We start from the raw sequence: 23,121 nt of genomic DNA on the forward strand, positions 1-23,121 counted from the left end.
TTGCCGCGGGATGAGCACCGGATGACCGACGCGACCTCGCGAGTGTGCTCGCGACGCGGACGTCACGACGAGGAAAGCGAAGGGCCGCCCCGGAGGGCGGCCCTTGTCGTGTGGTGGCGCTAGATGACTGAGCGTTTCGGCGGTGCGATCAAAGCGCCCCGCCTGGCGCGGTTGCGGTTCACGGTGTGGACGATGAACATCGTCAGCAGGAGCAGGCCGACGCCCGCGCCCGTGCCCGACAGCGCCACGATCATCGGCGTGCTGCTCGGCGGGTTCAGCGGACCCAGGTTGGTCATCAGCTGCTCCGGCTCCACCGGCTTCGCGCCCGGCTGCTCGAACGGCAGCTCGGCGGTCAGCGCGGCCACCGGGTTGATCATCCCGTAGCCGACCTTGTGGTCCCGGCCGTTCGGGTTGCCCGGGTGCTGCGCGGTCGCCTTGATGCGGTCCATCACCTGCCTCGCGGTCAGCTTCGGGAACCGCTCGCGCACCAGCGCGACCACACCGGCGACGTACGGCGAGGCGAAGCTGGTGCCCTGGATCGCGACGGGCCGGTTGTTCTCGAAGTTCGCGTTGGTCAGGCCCTTGCCCGCCGGGTCGAGCGTCACGATGTTCTCGCCGGGCGCGGCCACGCTGATCCACGGGCCCCACACCGAGAACGGCGAGACACCGCCCTCCGCGTTCATCGACGCCACGGACAGCACGTTGTCGGCGTACCACGGCGGTGACGCGACCACGTTGACGTTGGCCGTGGCCTGGCCGTCGTTCTGGGCCTGGCAGCCGCTCTTCGCGTCGATGTTGCCCGCGGCGGTCACGATGACGACGTCCTTGTCGTTCACCGCCCAGTCGATCGCGGCCTGGAGCTCGCGCTCCTGGTTGCTCGGCTCGGCCGGCGGCGCGCACGCCGTCAGCGAGATGTTGATCACGCGTGCGCCCTGGTCCACCGCGGAGACGATGGCCTTCGCCAGGGTGCCGACCTTGCCCGCGGACTGCCGGTCGTCCTGGTTGGTCGGGTCGTCGAACTCGAAGCTGTTGCTGGTCTGCCGGAACGCCAGCACCGTCACCTCGGGCGCGGCGCCGACGAACCCGGTCGCCTCGTCCCGGCTGGCCGCCGCGACGCCCGCGACCTCGGTGCCGTGGCCGTCGCAGTCGTGGACACCGCGCTTCTCGGTCTCCACGTAGTCACCGCCCTCCACGACCCGGCCTTCCAGTCGCGGGTGGTTCTTGTTGACCCCGGTGTCGATGATGGCGAGCTTGATGCCCTTGCCGGTGGCGAACCGGTGCGCCTCCTCCAGCCGCAGCTGCATCTGGCCCCACGGCTTGTTCGGGATGGGGCGGTCCTCGGTCCTGGAGGAGATGCACAGCTGCTTCGGCTTGTAGTCGACGTCTTCCTTCGGCGCCTCGGGCGGGCGCAGGAACGACCGGTCCACCGGCGGCGGCTGCGAGTTCGGCCGCGTGTTCGGGGTCGTCGTGGTCGACGCCGGCTGGGCGTACGCGCCCGGGGCGGTCAGCAGGGTCACGGCCGCCGCGGTGAGCGCGGCGATCTTGCGGATGCGCATCATCGCCTCACGCGGGGATGAGCTGGCGCATGGCCACGTAGAGGTCCATCACCGCCAGCGCCAGCGGCAGCACCGCGGCGATCAGGATGGCCTCGAGCACGTCGACCGTCCGGCGCAGCACCGGGGAGAACTTCTGGTTGGGGAAGATCACGCCGAGCACCAGCGCGCCCGCGCCGACCACCACGAGGGTGCCGAACACGTACAGCAGCCGGTCGCCGGGCGAGGACTGCACCAGCCACCCGAGCAGCACGCCGGTGCCCGCGACCATGCCGCTGGCCAGCAGCGCCACCGCCTGCGCGCCGTTGGCGTAGGCCCGGCCGCGCAGCAGCAGCACCAGCGTCACCACGATCGCCAGCAGCGGGCCCCAGATGGAGCCGTCGCCCGCCGCGATCACGGCGAACAGGGCGGCGACGCCGCCGCAGCCGATGATCATGCCGGTCAGGTACTCGTGCGCGTTGGCGGTGCGCCGCTCGATCACGGAGTACTCCGGGAAACCGGTGTCCTCCTTGAGGTCCTCGGCGCTGCCCGGCACGGTCGGCAGCGGCAGCTTGGCCAGCTGGATCGTCAACCGGGGCAGCACGGACAGGGCGGCGAGCGAGACCGCCGCGGTGGCCGCCGCGATGCCCTGCACCGGGTGGTCCACGAAGATGCCGATGAGGAACGCGAGGCCGCTCAGCGCGCCCGCCGTGGCGGCGGCGATGAACACCGTGATGCCGCGGCCGATCAGCATGATCGAGGCCGAGGCGAAGATCAGCACCAGCACGCTGCCCAGCAGCAGGCTCGGCCGGCCGATCTCGCCGGGCACGATGTAGAGGCCGGCGACGTAGGCCATCGGCAGCCCGCCCGCCGAGGCGATCAGCACGCCCGTGCCGACGGCGTTGTAGGACCGCGCCACGACCGCGCCCGCGATGAGCGACGCGATGGCCACCACGCCCGCGCAGATCGCCGGCACGAGGTTGCCGCCGCCCGCGAGCGGACCCGCCATCAGCACCGCGATCGCGGCCGTGATCAGCGCCAACGCGCCCGCGAGGTGGCCGTAGCGGCGTGCGGTGTCCTTGGTCCACGGCCGGAAGCTGTCCGGATCGGACTCGGCGATCGCGTCGACCACGTCGTCGTACAGCGGGGGCGGCGGGTTCTCGTTGCGCTTGCGCAGCTGCAGCAGCTCGCCGTCGACCACGCCGAGCGAGGCCAGCGTGCGGCTGGGGTCCAGCGGGCCCTCACCCAGCTTGGCCAACGCCCAGCCGCCGTGCCGCACGCCACCGTCCGGAGTGGCCTCCTTGGCCATGTCCAGCAGCATCGGCAGCAGGTCGGCCACCGCGACGTCGGCGGGCAGCGCGACGTCGATACGCGTTCGCGGCGCAACCACCGTCACCCGGCTGAACACCGTCGTTCCGGTCGCCACCAGCGCCCCCTAAGTCCTGATGAGTGTGTGCTGTGGTCCGTCCCGACCCTATTGGTCCGGTCGGACGCGCTTCGGCCCGCCCCTGGAGAGGAGCGGACCCAGTATGGGGGCAGCGGGCGTCCCGGCTGGGCTGTTCCGCGCAACACGTCGCAACACGTTGGCCGCGGATTTGCCCGACCCCCCGTCGTTCGGGGTTCCGATGCGCCATAGTGTCGGTGCGACTGTGGCGGGCCCACACGCCCGGATCGGGATTCGAGCGCAGTCGGGCTGATCGTTTACGGATCGACGCTGAAGAGGTGCCTGTTAGGTGAGCACGCTGCAGTTCAAGCGCACGGCACGCCTCGCTGCTCCCCGCCCACCCGGCGGTGAGGTCCACCTCGAACCGCCACCCGAGGTGCCGCGGGTCATCCCCGGCAACATCATGATGAAGGCGATGCCCGTCGTCATGATCGTGTCGTCCGTCGGCATGATGGTGCTGATGTTCAGCTACAGCGGGCGCAGCCCCGCTGCGATGATCATGCCCGGCATGATGCTGGTCTCGACCATCGGGATGATGGCCGGCGGCATGGGCGGTGGCCGCGGCCAGAAGAAGGCCGAGATGAACGAGGACCGCAAGGACTACCTGCGCTACCTCGGCCAGATGCGCGACCGCGCCCGCGAGGCCGCCAACGAGCAGCGCGCCGAGCGCGAGTGGGTCCACCCCGACCCGCAGATGCTGTGGTCGCTGGCCACCACCCGGCGCATGTGGGAGCGCCGGCAGAACGACCCGGACTTCTGCCACCTGCGCGCGGGCCGCGGCTCGCAGCGCCTGGCCACGCGGCTCGTGCCGCCGCAGACCGGTCCCGTCGAGGAGTTGGAGCCGATCGCGACGCTGGCGCTGCGCCGGTTCGTGCGCGCCCACTCGCTGGTGCCCGACCTGCCGATCTCGATCGCGCTGCGCGGCTTCGCCGCCGTCGGCCTGCTCGGCGACATCGAGGAGAAGCGCGGCCTGGCCCGCGCCCTGCTGGCCCAGATGGTCACCTTCCACTCGCCGGACGACCTGCTGGTCGCCGTCGTCACCACCGGCCGCACCAAGGCCGAGTGGGAGTGGATGAAGTGGCTGCCGCACGTGCAGCACCCGGCGATCGTCGACGGCATCGGGCAGATGCGGATGATGGCGGGCTCGCTGGCCGAGGTCGAGCAGATGCTGGACGAGCAGTTGCGCGACCGGCAGCGGTTCACCCGCAACGCGCCGCCGCCCGCCGACCAGCCGCACATCGTGATCCTGATCGACGACGGCGACGTCACCCGGGAAGAGCAGATCATCCTGGAAGAGGGCCTGGTCGGCGTCACGCTGTTCGACCTGTCCGAGTCGCTGGGCAACCTCACCGCCCGCCGCGGCCTGCGGCTGGTGATCGAGGACGGCAAGCTCGGCGCGCGCAGCGCCAGCGGCGTGGAGTGGTTCGGCGCGCCGGACTGGCTGAGCGTGGTCGAGGCCGAGGCGCTGGCCCGGCGGCTGTCGCCGTACCGGATCGGCGGCGTGGACGCGGGCGGCAGCGACGAGGACCCGCTGTCGATGAGCAACAACCCGCCGCTGCTGGAGTTCCTGGGCATCCCCGGCGACCCGATGACCTTCGACGTGCAGGCGGCGTGGCGGCCACGGCCGGTGCGCGACCGCTACCGGGTGCCGTTCGGCATCGGCGAGTTCGGTCAGCAGGTCGAGCTGGACATCAAGGAAGCGGCGATGGAGGGCATGGGCCCGCACGGCCTGTGCATCGGCGCGACCGGTTCCGGCAAGTCCGAGTTCCTGCGCACGCTCGTGCTGGGCATGCTGGCCACGCACTCGTCGACCTCGCTCAACATGATCCTGGTCGACTTCAAGGGTGGCGCGACGTTCCTCGGCCTGGACAAGGCGCCGCACGTCGCCGCGACGATCACCAACCTGGCGGGCGACCTGACCCTGGTCGACCGCATGAAGGACGCGATCGCCGGTGAGGTGTCGCGTCGCCAGGAAGTGCTGGCCAAGGGCAACTACAAGAACGTGTGGGACTACGAGAAGGCGCGCGAGAACGGCGCCGACCTCGACCCGCTGCCGGCGTTGTTCATCTGCATCGACGAGTTCTCCGAGATGCTGACGGCGAAGCCGGACTTCATCGACATCTTCCTCCAGATCGGCCGCGTCGGCCGGTCGCTGCAGATGCACATGCTCCTGGCGTCGCAGCGGCTGGAGGAGGGCAAGCTCCGCGGCCTGGACACGTTCCTGTCCTACCGGATCGGTCTGAAGACGTTCTCCGCCGCCGAGTCGCGCGCCGCGATCGGCGTGCCGGACGCCTACGAGCTGCCGCCCATCCCGGGTTCGGGCTACCTGGGCGTGCAGGGCTCGCCGCTGACCCGGTTCAAGGCGCTGTACGTGTCCGGTCCGTACCGGCCCGCCGGGTTGCAGGTCGCGGGCCCGTCCGCGCCGGTGACCAGCGACAAGCGACCGCGCTACTTCGTGCCGGACTACATCGAGATCCCCAAGGAGCCGATCAAGCCGGTCGAGCCGGTCAAGCAGGCGAAGAAGGAAGAGGACTCCAACGAGCCCTCGGAGCTCGAGGTCATCGTCGAGCGGTTGGTGGGCCAGGGCCCGCCGGCGCACGAGGTGTGGCTGCCGCCGTTGAACGAGCCGCCGTCGCTGGACACGCTGCTGCCGCCGTTGCAGGCGACCGAGGACCGCGGCCTCACCGCGCCCGGCTTCTTCTCCAACGGCAAGCTCCAGGTGCCGCTCGGCGTGGTCGACAAGCCGTTCGAGCAGCGGCGCGACCTGCTGTGGGCGGACTTCTCCGGCGCCGCGGGCCACGGCGCGATCGTCGGCGGTCCGCAGTCGGGCAAGTCGATGATGCTGCGGACGCTGATCACGTCCATGGCGTTGTCGCACACGCCGCAGGAAGTGCAGTTCTACTGCCTCGACCTCGGTGGCGGCACGCTCGCGTCGCTGGAGAACCTGCCGCACGTCGGTGGGTTCGCCAGCCGGTTGGACGTGGACAAGGCGCGACGGATGGTGGCCGAGCTGTCCGGCCTGATCACCGAGCGCGAGCAGCGGTTCCGCGCGCAGGGCATCGACTCGATGGTCGAGTTCCGCAACCGCAGGCGGCGCGGCGAGATCCGCGACGACGACTTCGGTGACGCGTTCCTGATCGTGGACGGCTGGATGAACTTCCGGCAGGAGTTCGAGGCGCTGGAGCCGATGGTCCAGGCGCTGGCCGCGCAGGGCCTGTCCTACGGCGTGCACGTGGTCGTGGCGGCGAACCGGTGGGCGGAGATCCGGCCCGCGATGAAGGACCTGCTCGGCACGCGGTTCGAGCTGCGCCTCGGTGACGTCAGCGAGTCCGAGGTGGACCGGAAGGTCGCGGTCAACGTGCCGCCGGGCCGTCCGGGTCGCGGTCTGTCGCCGCAGAAGCTGCACTTCCTGACCGCGCTGCCGCGCATCGACGCGTCGTCGGACGCGGAGAACGTGGCGGCGGGCGTGCAGGACATGATCGCGAAGGTGAGCGCCGCGTGGCGCGGCCAGCGCGCGCCGCAGGTCCGCCTGCTGCCCGACCTGCTGCCGTACCACGACTTCATGGCCCAGGTGCAGCAGCAGCGGCCGAACCGTGGTCACCTGGTGCCGATCGGCGTCAACGAGGACGAGCTGGCGCCGGTGTACCTGGACTTCGACGCCGACCCGCACTTCATGGCGCTGGCCGACGGCGAGGCGGGCAAGACCAACCTGCTGCGCACCATCGTGCGCGGCATCATGACCGGCTACACCTCGTCCGAGGCGCTGATCATGCTGGTCGACTACCGGCGCACCATGCTCGGCTACATCGAGACCGACCACCTGCTGTCCTACGCGGTGTCCTCGGCGCAGCTCACGGACATGATCAAGGACGTCCGCGGCTCGATGGCCAACCGCCTGCCCGGCCCGGACGTCACCCAGGAGCAGTTGAAGAACAGGTCCTGGTGGAAGGGCCCGGAGCTGTTCGTGGTCGTGGACGACTACGACCTGGTCGCGCCGCAGGGTTCGCAGAACCCGTTGCAGCCGCTGGCGGAGTTCATCCCGCAGGCCAAGGACGTGGGTCTGCACATCGTCGCGGTGCGGCGCATGGGTGGCGCGTCGCGGGCGATGTACGACCCGATCCTGGGCAAGCTGAAGGAGATCTCGGCGCCGATCATGGTGGGTTCCGGCTCGAAGGAGGAAGGGGCGATCGTGGGCAACCTCAAGGCGTCGCCGCAGCCTCCCGGCCGTGGCACGCTGGTCACCCGCAAGCTGGGGCAGCAGCGCATCCAGCTGGCGTGGATCGACCCGGACTGAGTCGGATTGCCGCTGCTCCGCAGACGGCGACGTGAACGACGCAGAGGGCCTCGCTCCGGCGGGGCCTTCCGCGTGTCCGCCGGCAGCGGGAGTTGACTCTCGGTGTCCGGGCGGTGTCGGTGCGCTGTCCTATGCTTCGCCCCGCACGAATTGGGGGTGGCGTGGAGACTGAGTTCAAGGTGCTCGGGCCCCTCGAGGTCTGGCACGACGGCAGGCAGGTGGCGCTGCCGACGGGCAAGGCGCGGGTGCTGCTGGCCAGCCTGCTGCTGCGCGCGGGCAGCGTGGTGCCGATGGACCTCCTGGTCGACCGGCTCTGGGACGGCCGGTCGCTGAACCCGGCCCGCACCAGGGCGACGTTGCACATGGTGGTGACCCGGCTGCGCCAGTCGCTCGGCCCGGCGAACGTGGTGCGCACCGCCACCGGCGGGTACGTGGCGGACGTGCCGCCGGACGCGCTCGACCTGCACCGGTTCCGCGAGCTGGTCGACCGCGACCGGCTGGCGGAGGCGCTGGACCTGTGGCGTGGCGCGCCGTTGTCGGACGTGCCGTCCGACGTCCTGCACGGCGAGGACGTCGCGCCCCTGCTGGAGGAACGCCTCGACGCGCTGGAACGGCGCCTGGACGTGGACCTGGCGGCGGGCAGGCCGGCGGAGGTGGTGCCCGAGCTGCGGTCGCTGACCCGCGAGCACCCGTTGCGCGAGCGGTTCTGGGGTCAGCTGATGGAAGCGCTGTCCCGATCGGACCGGCAGGCCGAGGCGCTGGCCGCCTACCGGTCCGTGCGCCGGCTGCTGGCCGAGCAGCTCGGCGTCGACCCGGGCCCGCGCTTGCAGGAGCTGCACCAGCGGATCCTCACCGCCGCGCCGGTCGCCGTGCGCACGGACACCCAGGACACCCTGAGCACGCCGAGGCAGCTCCCGCCGCACACCCGGTTCTTCGTCGGACGTGACGGCGAGCTGGCCGCGTTGTGGGCGCTGCTCGACTCGGCCGCCGCGGGCACGGCGGTGATCGCGGCGATCAACGGCGCGGCCGGCGTCGGCAAGACGGCGTTGGCGTTGCACTGGGCGAGCCAGAGCGCGCACCGCTTCCCGGACGGCCAGCTCTACGTCAACCTGCGCGGGTTCGACCCGACGGGCGAGCCGATGAGCCCGGACGAGGCGTTGCGCGGTTTCCTCGGCGCGCTGGGCGTGGCGCCGGAGCGCGTGCCGTCCGGGCTGGACGAGCAGGTAGGCCTGTACCGCAGCCTGCTGGCCGAGCGCCGGGTGCTGGTGGTGCTGGACAACGCGGCGGACAGCGAGCAGGTCCGACCGCTGCTGCCCAGCGGCCCCCGCTGCCTGGCCCTGGTGACCAGCCGCAACCAGCTCGACGGGCTGGTGGTGCGCGAGGGCGCGCAGCCGTTGCCGCTCGGCGTGCTGACCGACGGTGAGGCGACCGCGCTGCTGGAGCGGCAGCTCGGCGCGGGGAGGGTCGGCGCCGAGCCGGACGCGGTGCGCGAGCTGATCGGGCACTGCGCGGGGCTGCCGCTGGCGTTGTCGGTGGTCGCGGCACGTGCGGCGGCGCACCCGGACTTCGCGCTGCGGGCGTTGGCCGGTGAGCTGGCCGACGAGCGGACCAGGCTGGAGGCGCTCGACACGGGTGAGGCGACGACCAGCGTCAAGACGGTGTTCTCCTGGTCCTACGAGCGGTTGAGCCCGGCCGCGGCCCGGATGTTCCTGCTGCTGGGCGTGCACGCGGGGCCGGAGGTGTCGATCCCGGCGGCGGCGAGCCTGGCCGGCGTGCCGCTGCGCGTCGCCCGCCGGAACCTGGGCGAGCTGAGCAGGCTGCACCTGGTCGCGGAGCCGGTGCCGGGCCGCTTCACGCTGCACGACCTGGTGCACGCCTTCGCGCGCGACCTGGTCGCGGCGCACGAGGACCAGGCCGGCCTGCGCGACGCCCTGCGGCGGTTGCTCGACCACTACCTGCACACCGCGAACACGGCCGACCGGCTGCTGTACTCGCAGCGCGAGGAGGTGCCGATCGCCGAGCCGGCCCCCGGCGCGGTGGTCACGGAGCTGACCGAGCGGGTCGACGCGCTGGCCTGGTTCGGCCTGGAGCAGGCTTCGCTGTTCGCCGCGGTGGGGCACGCCGCGGCGCACGGTTTCGACACCCACGCCTGGCAGTTGGCGTGGACGACCACGGCGTTCGCCCGGCTGCGGTCGTTCTGGCACGAGCAGGCGCGGTGCCTGGAGATCGCGTTGGCCGCGGCCCGGCGGCTGGGCGACCGGGTCGCGCTCGCCACGACCAACCGGGCCCTCGGCCGGATCCTGATCACGCTGCGGCGGTTCGCCGAGTCGGCGGCCTACCTCACCGCCGCGCTCGACCTGGCGAGCGAGCTGGGCGACCGGCAGAGCCGGGCCCACATCCACCGCCACCTGGCGGGGCTGTACGAGGGCTGGGAGATGCTGCCCGAGGCCCTGCACCACGCCGAACGGGCGCTGGCGCTGTTCGAGGAGCTGGGCGACCGGGCGGGCACGGCCCGCGCGCTCAACGCCGTCGGCTGGGCCCGCGCGATGCTCGGCGAGGACCTGCACCGGGCGCTGGCCGACTGCGGCCGGGCGCTGGTGGTGTTCCGCGAGGTCAACGACGTGCTGGCGGAGGCGGCGACGTGGGACAGCCTCGGCTACGTCCACCACCGCCTGCACGACCTGGACGAGGCGGTCCGCTGCTACCGCGAGGCGCTGCCGCGGTACCGGGAGAGCGGCGACCGCTACGAGGAGGCCGCGACGTTGCAACGGCTCGGCGACACGCACGTGCTGGCGGGCGACCACGACGCGGCACGCGAGGTGTGGCAGGCGGCGTTGGACATCCTGGACGAGCTCGGCCACGGCGCGGCCGAGGCGCTGCGGGCGAAGGCGGCCGGTTTACCGTGACGGGCGGTGACCGGGCTCGCCGCCGGTGATGGGCCGGCCGACACCGCGGGCTCCTCGGCGGGGAGAGCGGAGGAGCCCGCGGGTCCGGTCGTCACCGCGGCGTGGGCCGGGCAGGCGTCGTCCCCCTCGACGAGCACCCACCACCGGGACCGGATCCCCCCTGGCGCACCTCCGGCCCCGCGCCCGCTGGGGGTCGCGGCGGTGAACGACCCCACTGTGCAAGAAGCGCCTCACAGTCCCCTCACTACCTGCTCACCGAGAACCGGTTCAGGCGACGGTCGCCGCCACGTCACGGCGCGTGATCGAGCCGTACACTCGTCACCGTGCAGGGGGAGCCTGGTGAGGACTGAGTTCAAGGTGCTCGGACCGATCGAGGTGTGGCACGGCGACGAGCAGGTGCCGATCCCCGCCGGGCGGGCCAGGGTGCTGCTGGCGGTCCTGCTGCTGCGGGCGAACCAGCCGGTGACGGCCGACGAGCTGGTCGACCGGCTGTGGGACGGCGAGGCGCCCAACCCGGACCGCGCCAAGGCGACGTTGCAGATGGTCGTGCGGCGCCTGCGCCAAGCCCTGGGCGAGGCCAACGTGGTGCGCACGACCACCGGCGGCTACCTGGCGGAGCTGCAGCCGCACGCGCTGGACCTGCACGAGTTCCGCGACCTGGCCGCGCAGGGCCGGTTCGCCGAGGCGCTGGAGCTGTGGCGCGGCACGCCGCTGTCGGACGTGTCGTCGGACTCCCTGCACCAGGACGAGGTCGAACCTCTGCTGGAGGAACGCCTCGGCGTGCTGGAGCGCCGCTTCGACGCCGAGCTGGCGGCCGGTCGCGGCGGCGGTCTCGTGGGCGAGCTGCGGTCGCTGACCAAGCAGCACCCGCTGCGCGAGCGGTTCTGGGCGCAGTTGATGACGGCGCTGCGTGCGTCCGGCCGGCGTGCCGAGGCGTTGACCGCCTACGCGGAGATGAGGACCGTCCTCACCACCGAGCTGGGCGTCGAGCCGGGGCCGGAGCTGCGGGCGCTGCACGCGGCCCTGCTGACCGAGGACGACGGCGGCTCGCCGGCCGTGCGCCTGCGCGACCACCTGCCCCGCGACCTGCCCGACTTCACCGGGCGGGCCGACGAGCTGGCGGCGGTCGCGAGGGTCGCCGAACGCGGACTGGTCTGCGCGGTGGACGGGATGGCCGGCGTCGGGAAGACGGCGTTCGCGGTGCACGCCGCGCACCTGCTGTCCGACCGGTACCCCGACGGCCGGTTCTACATCGACCTGCACGGCTACACCGAGGGCCAGGAGCCGCGGGAGCCGCTCGACGCGCTCGCCGTGCTGCTGTACTCGCTGGGCGTGCCGCGCGAGCGCGTGCCGGTCGGGCTGGACGAGCGGGTGGCGTTGTGGCGCTCGGAGCTGGCCGGGCTGCGCGCGGTGGTCGTGCTGGACAACGCGTTCGACGCGCTCCAGGTCCGGCCGCTGCTGCCGTCGACGCCCGGCTGCCTGGTGATCGTGACCAGCAGGCGCAGGCTCGTCGGCCTGGACGGCAGCCACGCGCTGTCGCTGCCGGTCCTGCCCGGACCGGTCGCCGTCGACCTCTTCCGGCAGGTGGCGGGCCGGACCACGCTCGACCCCGCCGCGCTGACCCGGCTGGTGGAGCTGTGCGGCCACCTCCCGCTGGCGATCCGGCTCGCGGCGGCCAGGCTGAACCACCGGGCGTCGTGGACCGCCGAGTACCTGATCGACCGGATGCGCGACGAGCGGCGGCGGCTGCGCGAGTTCGCCGCGGGCGACCGGGACGTCGCGTCCGCGTTCGCCGTGTCCTACCGGACGTTGGACGACGTGCAGCGGCGCGTGTTCCGGGCGCTGGGCCGCCACATCGGCGAGGACGTGGACCGCTACTCCGGCGCCGCGCTGTCGGGCCTGCCCGCGCACGTGGTGGACGAGGTGCTCGGCGCGCTGGTCGAGGTGAACCTGGTCGAGGAACCGCGCCAGGGCCGGTTCCGGCTGCACGACCTGGTCCGCCAGTACGCGCAGGGCACCGCCGAACCGGACGACGCCGCGATCGTGCGGCTGCTCGACTACTACCTCGCCGTGGTGAAGGCCGGCGATGAGGCGCTCTACCCGCACCGGCCGCGGCTGCCGGTGCGCACCACCGACGGGTCGCTGGAGCTGCCGGGGTTCGACACCGCCGGCCCGGCCGTGGAGTGGTTCGAGGCGGAGCGCGAGAACATCGCCGCCGCCGTGCGCCACGCCGCCCGCACCGGGCTCGACGAGCACGCGTGGCAGCTCCCGTACCTGCTCTGGGGCTTCTACTACCACGGCGGTCACGTCTCGGACTGGATCTCCACCCACGAGATCGCCCTCGACGCCACCCTGCGGCGGGGCGACGACCGGGCGCGGGCGCGCATCCTCAGCGGGCTGGCCGGCGGCTACTGGGCGTGCGGGCGGAACGAGGAGGCGCTCGACCAGTTCCGCCAGGCGCACGCCCTGATGGAGGCGGCCGGCGAGCACGCGCCCGCTGCCGTGCTGCTCGGCAACATCTGCGCCTGCCTCGACCACCTCGGGCGGCACGAGGAGGCGCTGGAGCACGGGGAGCGCGGCGTCCGGATCCAGCGGGAGCGCGGCTTCACGGGGCACCTCGCGCTGACCCTGTGCAACACGGCGTCGTCGTTGATGAAGCTGGGTCGGTACGAGGAGTCGATCGAGCGCTACGGGGAAGCGATCGAGGCGTGCGCGCAGGTCGACGACGAGCACACCGAGGCCGCCGCGCTCATGGAGGTCGCCCGGCCGTTGAGCGCGCTCGGCCGGGAGGACGAAGCGCTCGACAGCGCCATGAGGGCGCTGGCGGTCCTGGAGCGGCTGGCCGACGCCACCGGCACCGCCGAGGCGGCGATCGTCGCGGCGGAGATCCACCTGAAGGCAGGACGGTTGGACGAGGCGCTGGACTACTTCCGGCGCACGCTCGGCATCCTCGACCAGGCCACCATCCCGTGGGAGCACGCCGCCGCGCTGGCCGGCCTGGCGGACGTCTTCGACCGCCGGGGCGACCGGGTGACGGCCGCCGAGCACCGGAGGCGGGCGATCGACCTCTACGAACGGCTCGGCAGCGACCGCGCGGCGGAGCTCAGGGCCCTGGCGGGGGACGGCGGCTGACCCCGGCCGGGCATCGGGTATCGGCTCGGCGACCCGGCGGCGGATCGTCGGTCCGGTGAGGTATGCATATGCAGGCCCGCCCCGGCCGACGAGGGGGATGACGGATGAGCTTGCACGTGGCGGTGGACTTCGGCACGTCCAGCACCTGCGTCGCGATGTCGCTGCACGGCCGGGAACCGCAGGTCGTCGTGGTCGACGGCCAGCCGATCGTGCCCTCCGCGGTGTTCGCCGCCGCCGACGGCACGCTGTTCGTCGGCCAGGAGGCCGAACGGCAGGCCGCGGTGGACCCGTCCCGCTACGAGCCGCACCCCAAGCGCCGCGTCGACGAGGGCGAACTGCTGCTCGGCACCAGCGTGCTGCCGGTGGTCGACGTCGTCCGGGCCGTGCTGACCAGGGCGGTGGACGAGGCGCGGCGCGTGGCCGGCGGCGCCCGGGTCGACCTGCTCGTGCTCACCCACCCCGCCGACTGGGGCGCGATCCGCACCAGGGTGCTCCTGCACGCGGCACGGGGGCTCGGCCAGGAGCTGCGGCTGGTGCCCGAGCCGGTCGCGGCGGCGGTGTTCCACTCGGCGACCCACGCCATCCCGGACGGCGCGGCGCTGGCCGTGCTCGACCTCGGCGGCGGCACGGTCGACGCCAGCGTGGTGGCCCGCCAGGGCGGCACGTTCCGCGTGCTGGCCACCAAGGGCGACCCCGGCTTCGGCGGCGCGGACGTCGACCAGGCGCTGCTGGAGCACGTCGGCTCGCTGGTCTCGCCCGGCGACCCGGACGCGTGGCGGCAGCTCGTGGAGGGCCGCGAGCTGTCCGACCGCCGCAAGCGCCGGGTGCTGCGCCAGGACGTGCGCGGCGCGAAGGAGACCCTGTCCCGGCACGCCTACACCGACGTGCCGATGCCGCCGCCGTTCCCCGACGCCCACGTCACCCGCACCGACCTGGAACGCCTGATCGGCACGCCGCTCACCAGGGCCGCCGCGCTGGTGGTGACGGCGGTGCGCGACGCCGGGCTCGACCCGCGCGGCCTCGCCGGCGTGTTCCTGGTCGGCGGGTCCAGCCGCATCCCGCTGGTGGCCCGCCTGGTGCTGGAGCAGTCCGGCGTGGTGCCGACGAGCATCGACCAGCCGGAGACCGTGGTGGCCCGCGGCGCGCTCAGAGCGGTGAGCGTGGACCCGTTGCGCACCGGCGCGCTGCCCACCGGCACGGGCGACGTCACCCGCAAGATCACCGAGGACCACACCCGCAAGATCACCCGGCGGATCACGGCGTCGCCGCCCGCCGGGTTCCCCCAGCCGCCGTACTTCCCGCCGCCCACCCCCGCGCCCGTGCAGGCCCCACCGCGCCGCAGCCGCGTGCCGCTGCTCGTGGCGGCCGCCGTCGTGGCCGTCGCCGTCGCCGCGTCCACGGCGTACGTGCTGAGCCGGGGCGACGCCACGACGGGCGACCCGACCACACCCGCCCCGTCCTCCACGACCACGTCCGGCGACACCGAGGGCAAGATCATCGCGCAGTACGACTACAGCTTCACCGTGCCGGGCGGGTGGCAGCAGACCGGCGGCCAGGTCGAGAGCCGCAAGGTGCTGCTCAAGCCCGAGGCGCCCGAGTCGACCCGGGACGTCATCGCGGTGGAGGAGCGGCGGCTCAACTACAACGCCACCCAGGACCCGGCACGGGCCGAGACCGAGTTGCGCGAGCAGTACGACCAGCGGGCGAACGTGTCCGATTTCGACGCTTCCGCCGACTTCGCCACCAAGGATGTCGTTTACTACCGGGAAGTGGTGGAGTCGGCCGTCATCGACTGGTACGTGCTGTTCCAGGACGACGTGCAGGTCAGCGTGGGGTGCCAGTACCCGCAGGACGGGCACGACCGGGTCCGCCCCGCGTGCGAGCAGGTCGTCCGCACGCTGACCGTGACCAGCTGACTTTGTGGGGAATGTGATGACCGGCATCCCGGAGGCCTTCGCCCGGTTCCGCTCGGACCTCGACGCCGCCGTGACCAGGGGCCGGCGCGCGGCGGACGCCGCGGGCGCGAAGAACGCGGCCCAGCGCGACCGCAACAAGCGGCTCGCCGAGCAGGCCAAGGCCGGGCAGGTCCAGCCCGACCGGCACGCGCCCACGTCACCGGACGTCCAGCGGGTCGCCACCGGGTTCCGCCACCACCGCGGCCTGCCCGTGGAGGAGTTGCCCCCCGCGCAGGAACTGCTCGCGCCGGAGAAATCGCGAGAGCAAACGGACGCGAATGCAAATGCAGTTCCGCCACGCCCGGCGCTCGGTTCCCGCGCGGTGGCCGGCCCGAGCGGCCAACTTCCCCCCGAAAGGGGCGATGACGAGGACTTTTCGCAAGCGCGAATCCTCTACTGACCCCGTTCCGGGACCCGTCGCGTTTACAACCGCAACTACTTCCGGAGAAGTCGCGACAGCGTGGAACCGGACGTGGCAAGGTCTGCGTCGTAACAGGCGTACGAACCGAGAACGCCTGATCACTTCGACCAAGGGGGTCGCACCCAATGGCTGGTTACTCGACCGGACATGAAGAGCTCGTCGGCGCAGCGAAGGACATCGTCAGCACCAACGGCAACGTCCAGGGCGTCCTGGGGCAGCTGGGCAACACGATCGACGGCCTGTCGAGCGCGTGGCAGGGTGGCGCGGCGATCGCCTTCAACAAGCTGATGGAGCGCTTCCGCGAGGACGCCGACAAGCTGCAGAAGGCCCTGATGGACATCGCCGAGCAGATGGACGGCAGCGCGGCGACCTACATCCAGCAGGAAGAGGAGCAGGCGCAGGAGATGTCGGCCATCACCAACCGGCTCGGCGGCTGATCCATCCCGAATTCAGGTCGCGTTCCACATCTTTTCGCTTTCTTTCTTCTTTCTGACTTCACTTCCAAGGGGAGATCATGGTCGACGCCAACAACATCAAGGTTGACTTCGGGCAGCTGAGCAGCGCAGCGGGCGACATCAGCAGCCAGGCCGGCAAGATCCAGTCCGAGCTCGACAACCTGAAGTCGCGCCTCACGCCCGTCATCGCGCAGTGGGACGGTGGCGCGTCGGCGAGCTACCAGGAGGCGCAGCGCGCGTGGGACGAGTCGGCCGCGGGTCTCCAGCAGGTGCTGGCCCAGATCGGCACGGCCGTCCAGTCCGCGACCGACGCGTACCAGGCCGCTGAGGCCAAGAACCAGGGCCGCTGGGCCTGATTCGGCCGCACGACCCCCCGCGGGCCCCGGGATCCTCGAGGATCCGGGGCCCGCGTACGTGTTTCGGCCGGTCCGCCAGGGTGCGGTCCGGGTCGGTCGAGGCAGGTCCGGAGGGGTTCGGGAGGGGTCGTTTTGACCCGCGCCGACCCCAACCGGTATCTTCCTACGTTGTTGTGCGGTAACTGGTGCGCACTATGCGTACCTCGTGTTCTGGTCCTCTGCCCACCTGGGGTCTCTGGCCTGAGCAGCCGCCGCAATGACCCCAGACGCAAGTGACGACGAGGTAGACCCGTGCGCACGTACAGCCCGAAGCCCGGCGAGGTGACCCGAACCTGGCACGTGATCGACGCCCAGGACGTGGTGCTCGGTCGGCTCGCCACCCAGGCCGCGACGCTGCTGCGCGGCAAGCACAAGCCGACTTACGCACCTCACGTTGACACCGGTGACTTCGTCATCGTCATCAACGCGGACAAGGTGGCGTTGACCGGCAAGAAGCGTGATCAGGAGTTCGTGTACCGGCACTCCGGTTTTCCGGGCGGCCTGAGCCAGCGCTCGTTCGGCGAGGTGCTCGACACCCGCGCCGACCGGCTGGTCGAGAAGGCGATCAAGGGCATGCTGCCCAAGAACCGCCTCGGCCGCGCGATCGCGGGCAAGCTCAAGGTCTACACGGGCCCGAACCACCCGCACGCTGCGCAGCAGCCGCAGCCGTTCGAGATCAAGAAGGTCGCCCAGTGACCGAGCACCAGACCGAGGACATCGACGTGACGACCCCTGAGGCCGAGCTCGACGCGGTCGAGACCGACGCCGTGGAGACCGACGCCGTCGAGGCGGAGGCCACCGAGGCCGAGGCCCCGGAGGCGGAAGCCGCCGAAGCCGACGCCACCGAAGGCGAGACCCCCGAAGCCGAGGACGCCGAGGTCGAGGGCACGCCCGTCGTGCGGCACACCCTCAACGCGGGTGCGCACCACCTCGCGCAGACGGTCGGCCGGCGCAAGCAGGCCATCGTCCGCGTGCGTCTCCTCCCCGGCACCGGCAAGTTCACCCTGAACGGGAAGTCGATGGACGACTACTTCCCGAACAAGGTGCACCAGCAGCTCATCCGCGAGCCCCTGGTGACGACGGAGAAGCCGGAGACGTTCGACGTCATCGCGACCCTGCGTGGCGGCGGCACCACCGGCCAGGCCGGTGCGCTGCGCCTCGCGATCGCGCGTGCGCTCATCGCCGTCGACTCCGAGGACCGCCCGGTGCTGAAGAAGGCCGGCTTCCTCACCCGTGACCCCCGGGTCAAGGAGCGGAAGAAGTACGGTCTCAAGAAGGCCCGCAAGGCGCCTCAGTACAGCAAGCGCTGACCTTTCCCGGGTCGAGCGAGCACCATCCTGCGGGAGCAGTCAGTTCTTCGTCGAACTGCTGCTCCCGCAGTGTTTTTCCCCCCTCATCGTCCTGTGTGCATGGAGGTCACGGCGATCATGGCTCGGCTGTTCGGCACTGACGGCGTACGCGGTCTCGCCAACGCGGACCTGACCCCTGAACTCGCGCTGTCCATCGCCGCCTCGGCGGCACGGGTGCTGGCCGAGCACGACCGCTCGCACCGGCCGGTCGCGGTCGTCGGCCGCGACCCGCGGGCCAGCGGCGAGATGCTGGAGGCGGCCGTCGTGGCCGGCCTCACATCGGCGGGCGCGGACGTGCTGCGCGCGGGCGTGCTGCCGACACCGGCGGTCGCCTACCTGGTGTCGGCGCTCGGCGCCGACGTCGGCGTGATGATCTCCGCCTCGCACAACCCGATGCCCGACAACGGCATCAAGCTGTTCGCCGCGGGCGGGCACAAGCTGCCCGACGCGGTCGAGGACGAGATCGAGCAGAAGCTGGGCGACCGCGACCACCGGCCGACCGGCGCGGGCATCGGCCGCGTCCACGACATCGAGGACGCCGAGGGCCAGTACGTGCAGCACCTGCTGAAGGTGACGCCGCACCGCCTGGACGGCCTGAAAGTCGTGGTGGACTGCGCGAACGGCGCCGCGTCCGTGGCCGCCCCGGACGCCTACCGCCGCGCGGGTGCCGAGGTCGTGGAGATCCACACCGCGCCCGACGGGCTGAACATCAACGACGCCTGCGGCTCCAACCACGTCGCGAAGCTGCGTGCCGCCGTGGTGGAGCACGGCGCCGACCTGGGCATCGCCCACGACGGCGACGCGGACCGCTGCGTCGCGGTCGACGCCGACGGCAACGACCTCGACGGCGACCAGGTCATGGCGGTGCTGGCGCTCGGCATGAAGGAAGCCGGCGAGCTGACCGACAACACGCTGGTCGCGACCGTGATGAGCAACCTCGGCCTGCACCTGGCGATGCGCGAGCACGGCATCGCCCTCAAGACCACCGCCGTCGGCGACCGCTACGTGCTGGAGGAGCTGCGCGCGGGCGGGTTCGCGCTGGGCGGCGAGCAGTCCGGGCACGTGATCCTCCCGGCGCACGCCACCACCGGCGACGGCCTGCTGACCGCGTTGCGGCTGATGTCGCGGATGGCGGAGACCGGCAAGCCGCTGGCCGAGCTGGCGGGCGTGATGCACCGGCTGCCGCAGGTGCTGATCAACGTGGTCGTCGGCGACAAGGCGGCGGTGGCGAAGGACGCGGCCGTCAACGAGGCGGTCGCCGCCGTGACGGCCGAGCTCGGCGACACGGGCCGGGTGCTGCTGCGACCGTCCGGCACCGAGCAGTTGGTGCGGGTCATGGTCGAGGCGGCCACGCCCGAGCTCGCGGAGTCCGCGGCGCAGCGGCTCGCCGGTGTGGTTTCCTCGGTGCACTGACCGAAGACGCGGGGGGGTGTGCCGGTGGTGAACATCGGACCGATGGAGCTGATCATCATCTTCCTGGTGCTCGTCGCCGGGGTGGTGGTCCTGATCGTGGTCACCACGAAGAAGCGCAACCGGCCGCCCGGCCACCCGCACCAACCCGGCGGCTACCCGCCACCCGGTTACGGCCCACCCCACGGGCAGCCGGGCTACGGCCCGCCCCAAGGCTACGGCCAGGGACAACCGGGCTACGGCCCACCTCCGGGGCAGCCCGGTTACGGTCAGCCACCAGGACAGCCCGGCTACGGCCAGCCGCCTCAGGGGCAACCGGGCTTCGGCCAGCCGGGGCCGGGCCAGCCGCCGCCCGGACAGCCTGGTTACGGCCAACCGGGGCCGGGGCAGCCGCCGCCGGGACAACAGGGCTACGGCCAACCGGGCCAACCGCCGCACGGCCGGCCGCCGCAGGACCCGGGGCCCTACCCGCCCGGCCCGCCGTCGGATGGCACGCCGCCACCGCAGGGCTGAGGCCGGTTCGCGAAGGCAATCGACTTCGCCGATCCGAGCGAGTCCGCCCACCCGGGCTGCGATCCTTGGTCGGAACCCGGAACGGCGCCGTCGCGTCTGAACGGGGACGAAGGGGAGGCACCAGCGCATGTCGGGTTACCAGGCGAACGCGGGCGAGCTGATGGCTTCCGCGACGACCATCCAGGGCGTCGCGGGTGACATCGAGGAGTACAAGACCAAGGTCACGTCCAGCGCGGTCACGGCCAAGGACTTCGGCCGTGAGCACACCGCGGGCGGCTCCCGCTACCTCGCCGGCCTGCCGAAGATCGCCGAGGCGATCACCGCGCACGCGACCGCCATGCGCGGCGTCGCCGACAAGCTCCGCGAATCGGCCAACGGCTACGACTGGTCCGACCAGGGCAACGCCGACACGTTCAACAACACCGGGAACAAGTGATGGCGACTCCGTCCTGGGATGAAGTCAAGAAGATCGTCGACGACCCCTCGGTCCCGCACGATCAGAAGAAGGCGCTGCTCGAGGCGTACTACGTCGCCGACGCCGAGGGGAACGTCCTCGGCGGCACGCACAACGACGAGCTCGAGGAGTACCTCGACGACTACGACGTGTCGTGGGGCGACGGCTTCGGCCAGTCGTTCTCCAACTCGATGCCGTGGTCGGACAGCTCGGAAGACCGGCTGAACAACGCGTACGACCAGGCCAAGAAGTCGTACGACGAAGGTGCCCGGAAGACCGAGGAGCACAACGAGAAGAAGCAGGCGGGGCAGGACGCGCTGGCCGCGTCCGAGCAGCGCGCGTCCGATGGCGGTGCGGGCGTGGCGAACTCCAACGAGCTGCTCGACGCGGGCGCGCCGGGCCTGAAGTACTTCGAGAACTTCCTGCCGGCCTACGAGAAGGCCAAGAGCATCATCGGCGTCGGCACCAAGGTCGACACCTCGCTCGACAACCTGCGCAAGCGCTACGACGAGCAGCGCGACATCGACTTCCACAAGATCGACATCGACATCGTCGAGCTGCGCCAGGTCGCCACCGACACCCGCAACCGGCAGGCGGACGCCGAGCGGTCGATGGGCAAGGTCTGGGCGAACTGGACCGGCACCGCGGCGGACAACTCCCGCCAGTTCGTCACCGACATGTCGAAGAAGGCGTCCACGCACGCCGACGCCATCGACCACATCGCGGAGGTCACGCGGGCCGCGTGCCACACGGTGTCCGGTCTGGTGAACGCGAAGGCGCGGACGATCCTGGAGGGCGTCGCGAGCCCTTACGACATCGCGGGCGTGAGCCCGGCGCAGGTCGAGCAGGTCGTGCAGGGCGCGACCAGCGACGACGAGGCGCTGCTGCGCCGCGTGGCCGGGTTCGTGAACTTCGAGATCAACGACGAGGCGTGCGACGAGGACGTGTGGAAGGAAGAGGTCCGGAAGAAGTCGCGCGAATGGCTTCAGGGCACTTTCCACAACGACGTCAACGGCAAGTGGGAGCTGTTCGACAACATCTGCAAGACGACCAAGGAATCGGTCGACAAGGCCTGGGAAGAACTGGGCAAGCAGATCGACGCGTTCAACACCAAGCCGTTCGAGCCCGCCAAGCAGGAGCCGCCCGCGGACAAGCCGGGTGACCAGCCGGGCACGGGCGGGTCCGACCAGCCCGGTGGCGGTGGCGGCACCCCCGGCGGTGGCGGCGGCACGCCCGGTGGCGGCGGTGGCACCCCTGGCGGTGGCGGCGGCACGCCGGAGATCCCGAAGGTGGAGAACCCGCTCGACAAGGACGGCGACGGCAAGCCCGACGTGCCCGGCGACCTGGACGGCGACGGCAAGCCGGACGCGGGGGCGGACCTCGACGGCGACGGCAAGCCCGACGGCCTCAAGTCGGACGAGGAAGCGCCGGAGACCGTCACCATCAAGAGCGGCGACAACGAGATCAAGATCACCGAGCCCGACGCCAAGGGCCAGGTGCTGATCACCGTCGACACGCCGACCAGCGAGCCGAAGAGCTACCAGGTCGACTTCAGCGCGAACCCGGACGCGGCGAAGGCCCTGATGGGCCAGAACGGCGGCGCGGCCCTGGCGAGCGCGTTGAGCGGCGCCACGCCGGTGGCCGCGGCCGGCGCGACCCCCGGGACCCCGGTCGCCGCGGGCGGCACCGGCGCGCCCGGCGACGTGACGCCGGTGCAGGCGGGCGCGGACGGCAAGGCGCTGATCGAGCTGGACGGCCTCGCCATCACGGCCGAGGTCGACCCGCTGACCGGTGAGATCAACCTGTCGGTCGACAACGGCGACGGCTCGCCCGAGCAGTACGGCGTCGAGTTCGGCGAGGACGAGCCCGCGGGCTCCCGGCCGGAGGACCTGCCGGGTGACCTGGGCCGGCCGGAACCCCTGATCGGGGAGTCGATGATCGGCACCGCGCCGGCCGGCGCCGACGGCGCGTCGTTCGGCGGCGCTGCGGTCGGTGGCGCGTCGTTCGGCGGGCCGGCCGACTTCGGCCCGATGCCCGCCGAGGGCGGGTCGCCGGCGGGTGTCGGTGTCGGCGGTGGCGCGCCCGGTTTCGGCGGTTCGGCCGAGTTCGGTTCGATGTCGCCCCAGGGCGGCCCGGTCGGCGAACCGCTGATCGGCACGATGCCGGCCGAAGGACCGCCCGCGTTCGGCGGTGGCGGCCCCGGCTTCACCGAGCCCGTCGCGCCCCAGCCCGGCTTCACCGAGCCCGCGGCCGCGCAGCCCGGGTTCACCGCACCGCCGGCGGCGCCGGGCTTCACCGCTCCGTCTGCCGTGCCGGGTGGCTTCACCGAGCCCGTCTTCACGCAGCCGGCGCCCGGCCCGTCGTTCGACCAGGGCTTCGGTCAGGGCGGCGGCCAGAACCCCGGCCTCGGCTTCCCGTCGCAGGTCGCGGACTCCGGCGGCACGACCTCGACCTCCGGCGCGTCGGTCCTCGGCAGCGGATCGGGCTTCAACGGCGCGGACTCCGTGCTCGGCGGTCCGAGCACCGGCCAGGACAACCCGTGGAGCAGCCCGCCGTCCGCCTCGGACCAGGGCGGTCTCGCCGACACCAACGCCTCCCACGCGGCCCAGCCCGGTTCGGCGACCCTGCCGACCATGCAGGAGGGCGCCACGGGCCAGCCCGCCGGCTCCCCCGCGGGCGGGGGCATGATGGGCGGCGGGATGATGGGTGGCGGCATGGCGGGCGGTGGCCAGCAGCAGGGTGGCGGTGACACCGAGCGCAGCAGCAGTTCCGGCCAGTGGCGCACCACCGGGTCGCTGTTCGACGACGACGACCTGAGCATGCAACGCCTGGGCGGGCTGCTGGGCGAAGACCGCCGGTGA

General features: G+C 72.2%; 15 protein-coding genes. 13 read left to right on the forward strand and 2 right to left on the reverse strand.

What is annotated here, in order from left to right; translation table 11 throughout:
• Window positions 1-119: 119 nt before the first annotated feature.
• On the reverse strand, window positions 120-1,559 hold the full coding sequence (gene mycP / locus LNK82_RS09300) for a type VII secretion-associated serine protease mycosin (RefSeq protein WP_230566511.1): 1,440 nt from the start codon (window positions 1,557-1,559) through the stop codon (window positions 120-122).
• Between the two features lie 4 nt (window positions 1,560-1,563).
• Window positions 1,564-2,958 carry a type VII secretion integral membrane protein EccD gene (gene eccD, locus LNK82_RS09305; protein ID WP_230566512.1) on the reverse strand — a complete coding sequence of 465 codons (1,395 nt, stop codon included), beginning with the start codon at window positions 2,956-2,958 and terminating at the stop codon, window positions 1,564-1,566.
• 307 nt (window positions 2,959-3,265) lie between these two features.
• Here eccD and eccCa point away from each other — a divergent pair, with 307 nt between their 5' ends.
• The 13 genes from eccCa (at window position 3,266) to LNK82_RS09370 (ending at window position 23,121) form a co-directional block, all read left to right on the forward strand.
• Complete coding sequence (gene eccCa, locus LNK82_RS09310; RefSeq protein WP_230566513.1) at window positions 3,266-7,270, forward strand: type VII secretion protein EccCa; 4,005 nt, start codon at window positions 3,266-3,268, stop codon at window positions 7,268-7,270.
• Between the two features lie 161 nt (window positions 7,271-7,431).
• The gene (locus LNK82_RS09315; protein ID WP_230566514.1) at window positions 7,432-10,176 is read left to right on the forward strand and encodes an AfsR/SARP family transcriptional regulator; all 2,745 of its coding nucleotides are present in this window, start codon (window positions 7,432-7,434) and stop codon (window positions 10,174-10,176) included.
• Window positions 10,177-10,515: 339 nt separating this feature from the next.
• Window positions 10,516-13,308 (forward strand): AfsR/SARP family transcriptional regulator, encoded by a 2,793-nt coding sequence (locus LNK82_RS09320; RefSeq protein WP_230566515.1) that lies wholly within the window; start codon window positions 10,516-10,518, stop codon window positions 13,306-13,308.
• Between the two features lie 104 nt (window positions 13,309-13,412).
• A complete protein-coding gene (locus tag LNK82_RS09325; protein WP_230566516.1) occupies window positions 13,413-15,224 on the forward strand; it encodes a type VII secretion-associated protein in 1,812 nt (603 codons plus the stop codon).
• Window positions 15,225-15,240: 16 nt separating this feature from the next.
• The gene (locus tag LNK82_RS09330; RefSeq protein WP_230566517.1) at window positions 15,241-15,663 is read left to right on the forward strand and encodes a hypothetical protein; all 423 of its coding nucleotides are present in this window, start codon (window positions 15,241-15,243) and stop codon (window positions 15,661-15,663) included.
• 146 nt (window positions 15,664-15,809) lie between these two features.
• Complete coding sequence (locus LNK82_RS09335; RefSeq protein ID WP_053718448.1) at window positions 15,810-16,121, forward strand: WXG100 family type VII secretion target; 312 nt, start codon at window positions 15,810-15,812, stop codon at window positions 16,119-16,121.
• A gap of 77 nt (window positions 16,122-16,198) precedes the next feature.
• The gene (locus LNK82_RS09340) at window positions 16,199-16,495 is read left to right on the forward strand and encodes a WXG100 family type VII secretion target (protein WP_230566518.1); all 297 of its coding nucleotides are present in this window, start codon (window positions 16,199-16,201) and stop codon (window positions 16,493-16,495) included.
• A 291-nt stretch (window positions 16,496-16,786) separates the two neighbouring features.
• On the forward strand, window positions 16,787-17,230 hold the full coding sequence (gene rplM, locus LNK82_RS09345) for a 50S ribosomal protein L13 (protein ID WP_033436749.1): 444 nt from the start codon (window positions 16,787-16,789) through the stop codon (window positions 17,228-17,230).
• Between the two features lie 26 nt (window positions 17,231-17,256).
• Window positions 17,257-17,844, forward strand: a complete 588-nt coding sequence (rpsI, locus tag LNK82_RS47625; protein ID WP_372470447.1) for a 30S ribosomal protein S9 — start codon at window positions 17,257-17,259, stop codon at window positions 17,842-17,844.
• 117 nt (window positions 17,845-17,961) lie between these two features.
• The gene (glmM, locus tag LNK82_RS09355; RefSeq protein ID WP_230566542.1) at window positions 17,962-19,296 is read left to right on the forward strand and encodes a phosphoglucosamine mutase; all 1,335 of its coding nucleotides are present in this window, start codon (window positions 17,962-17,964) and stop codon (window positions 19,294-19,296) included.
• 42 nt (window positions 19,297-19,338) lie between these two features.
• The gene (locus LNK82_RS09360) at window positions 19,339-19,806 is read left to right on the forward strand and encodes a hypothetical protein (protein WP_230566520.1); all 468 of its coding nucleotides are present in this window, start codon (window positions 19,339-19,341) and stop codon (window positions 19,804-19,806) included.
• A 127-nt stretch (window positions 19,807-19,933) separates the two neighbouring features.
• Window positions 19,934-20,242 (forward strand): type VII secretion target, encoded by a 309-nt coding sequence (locus tag LNK82_RS09365; protein WP_230566521.1) that lies wholly within the window; start codon window positions 19,934-19,936, stop codon window positions 20,240-20,242.
• Entirely contained in the window at window positions 20,242-23,121 is a 2,880-nt protein-coding gene (locus LNK82_RS09370; protein ID WP_230566545.1) for a hypothetical protein, read from the forward strand. Before LNK82_RS09365 ends, LNK82_RS09370 begins: the two co-directional genes overlap by 1 nt.

The sequence above is a fragment of the Saccharothrix luteola genome, from assembly GCF_020859565.1.
In the GTDB taxonomy this organism is placed as follows: domain Bacteria; phylum Actinomycetota; class Actinomycetes; order Mycobacteriales; family Pseudonocardiaceae; genus Actinosynnema; species Actinosynnema luteola.

What these genes read in the sequence shown, in the direction of transcription:
- LNK82_RS09325 (WP_230566516.1), top strand. Translation starts at nt 13,413, where the DNA reads ATGAGCTTGCACGTGGCGGTGGACTTCGGCACGTCCAGCACCTGCGTC.
- LNK82_RS09365 (WP_230566521.1), top strand. Translation starts at nt 19,934, where the DNA reads ATGTCGGGTTACCAGGCGAACGCGGGCGAGCTGATGGCTTCCGCGACG.
- LNK82_RS09360 (WP_230566520.1), top strand. Translation starts at nt 19,339, where the DNA reads ATGGAGCTGATCATCATCTTCCTGGTGCTCGTCGCCGGGGTGGTGGTC.
- LNK82_RS09330 (WP_230566517.1), top strand. Translation starts at nt 15,241, where the DNA reads ATGACCGGCATCCCGGAGGCCTTCGCCCGGTTCCGCTCGGACCTCGAC.
- mycP (WP_230566511.1), bottom strand. Translation starts at nt 1,559, where the DNA reads ATGATGCGCATCCGCAAGATCGCCGCGCTCACCGCGGCGGCCGTGACC.
- LNK82_RS09335 (WP_053718448.1), top strand. Translation starts at nt 15,810, where the DNA reads ATGGCTGGTTACTCGACCGGACATGAAGAGCTCGTCGGCGCAGCGAAG.
- LNK82_RS09340 (WP_230566518.1), top strand. Translation starts at nt 16,199, where the DNA reads ATGGTCGACGCCAACAACATCAAGGTTGACTTCGGGCAGCTGAGCAGC.
- LNK82_RS09370 (WP_230566545.1), top strand. Translation starts at nt 20,242, where the DNA reads ATGGCGACTCCGTCCTGGGATGAAGTCAAGAAGATCGTCGACGACCCC.
- glmM (WP_230566542.1), top strand. Translation starts at nt 17,962, where the DNA reads ATGGCTCGGCTGTTCGGCACTGACGGCGTACGCGGTCTCGCCAACGCG.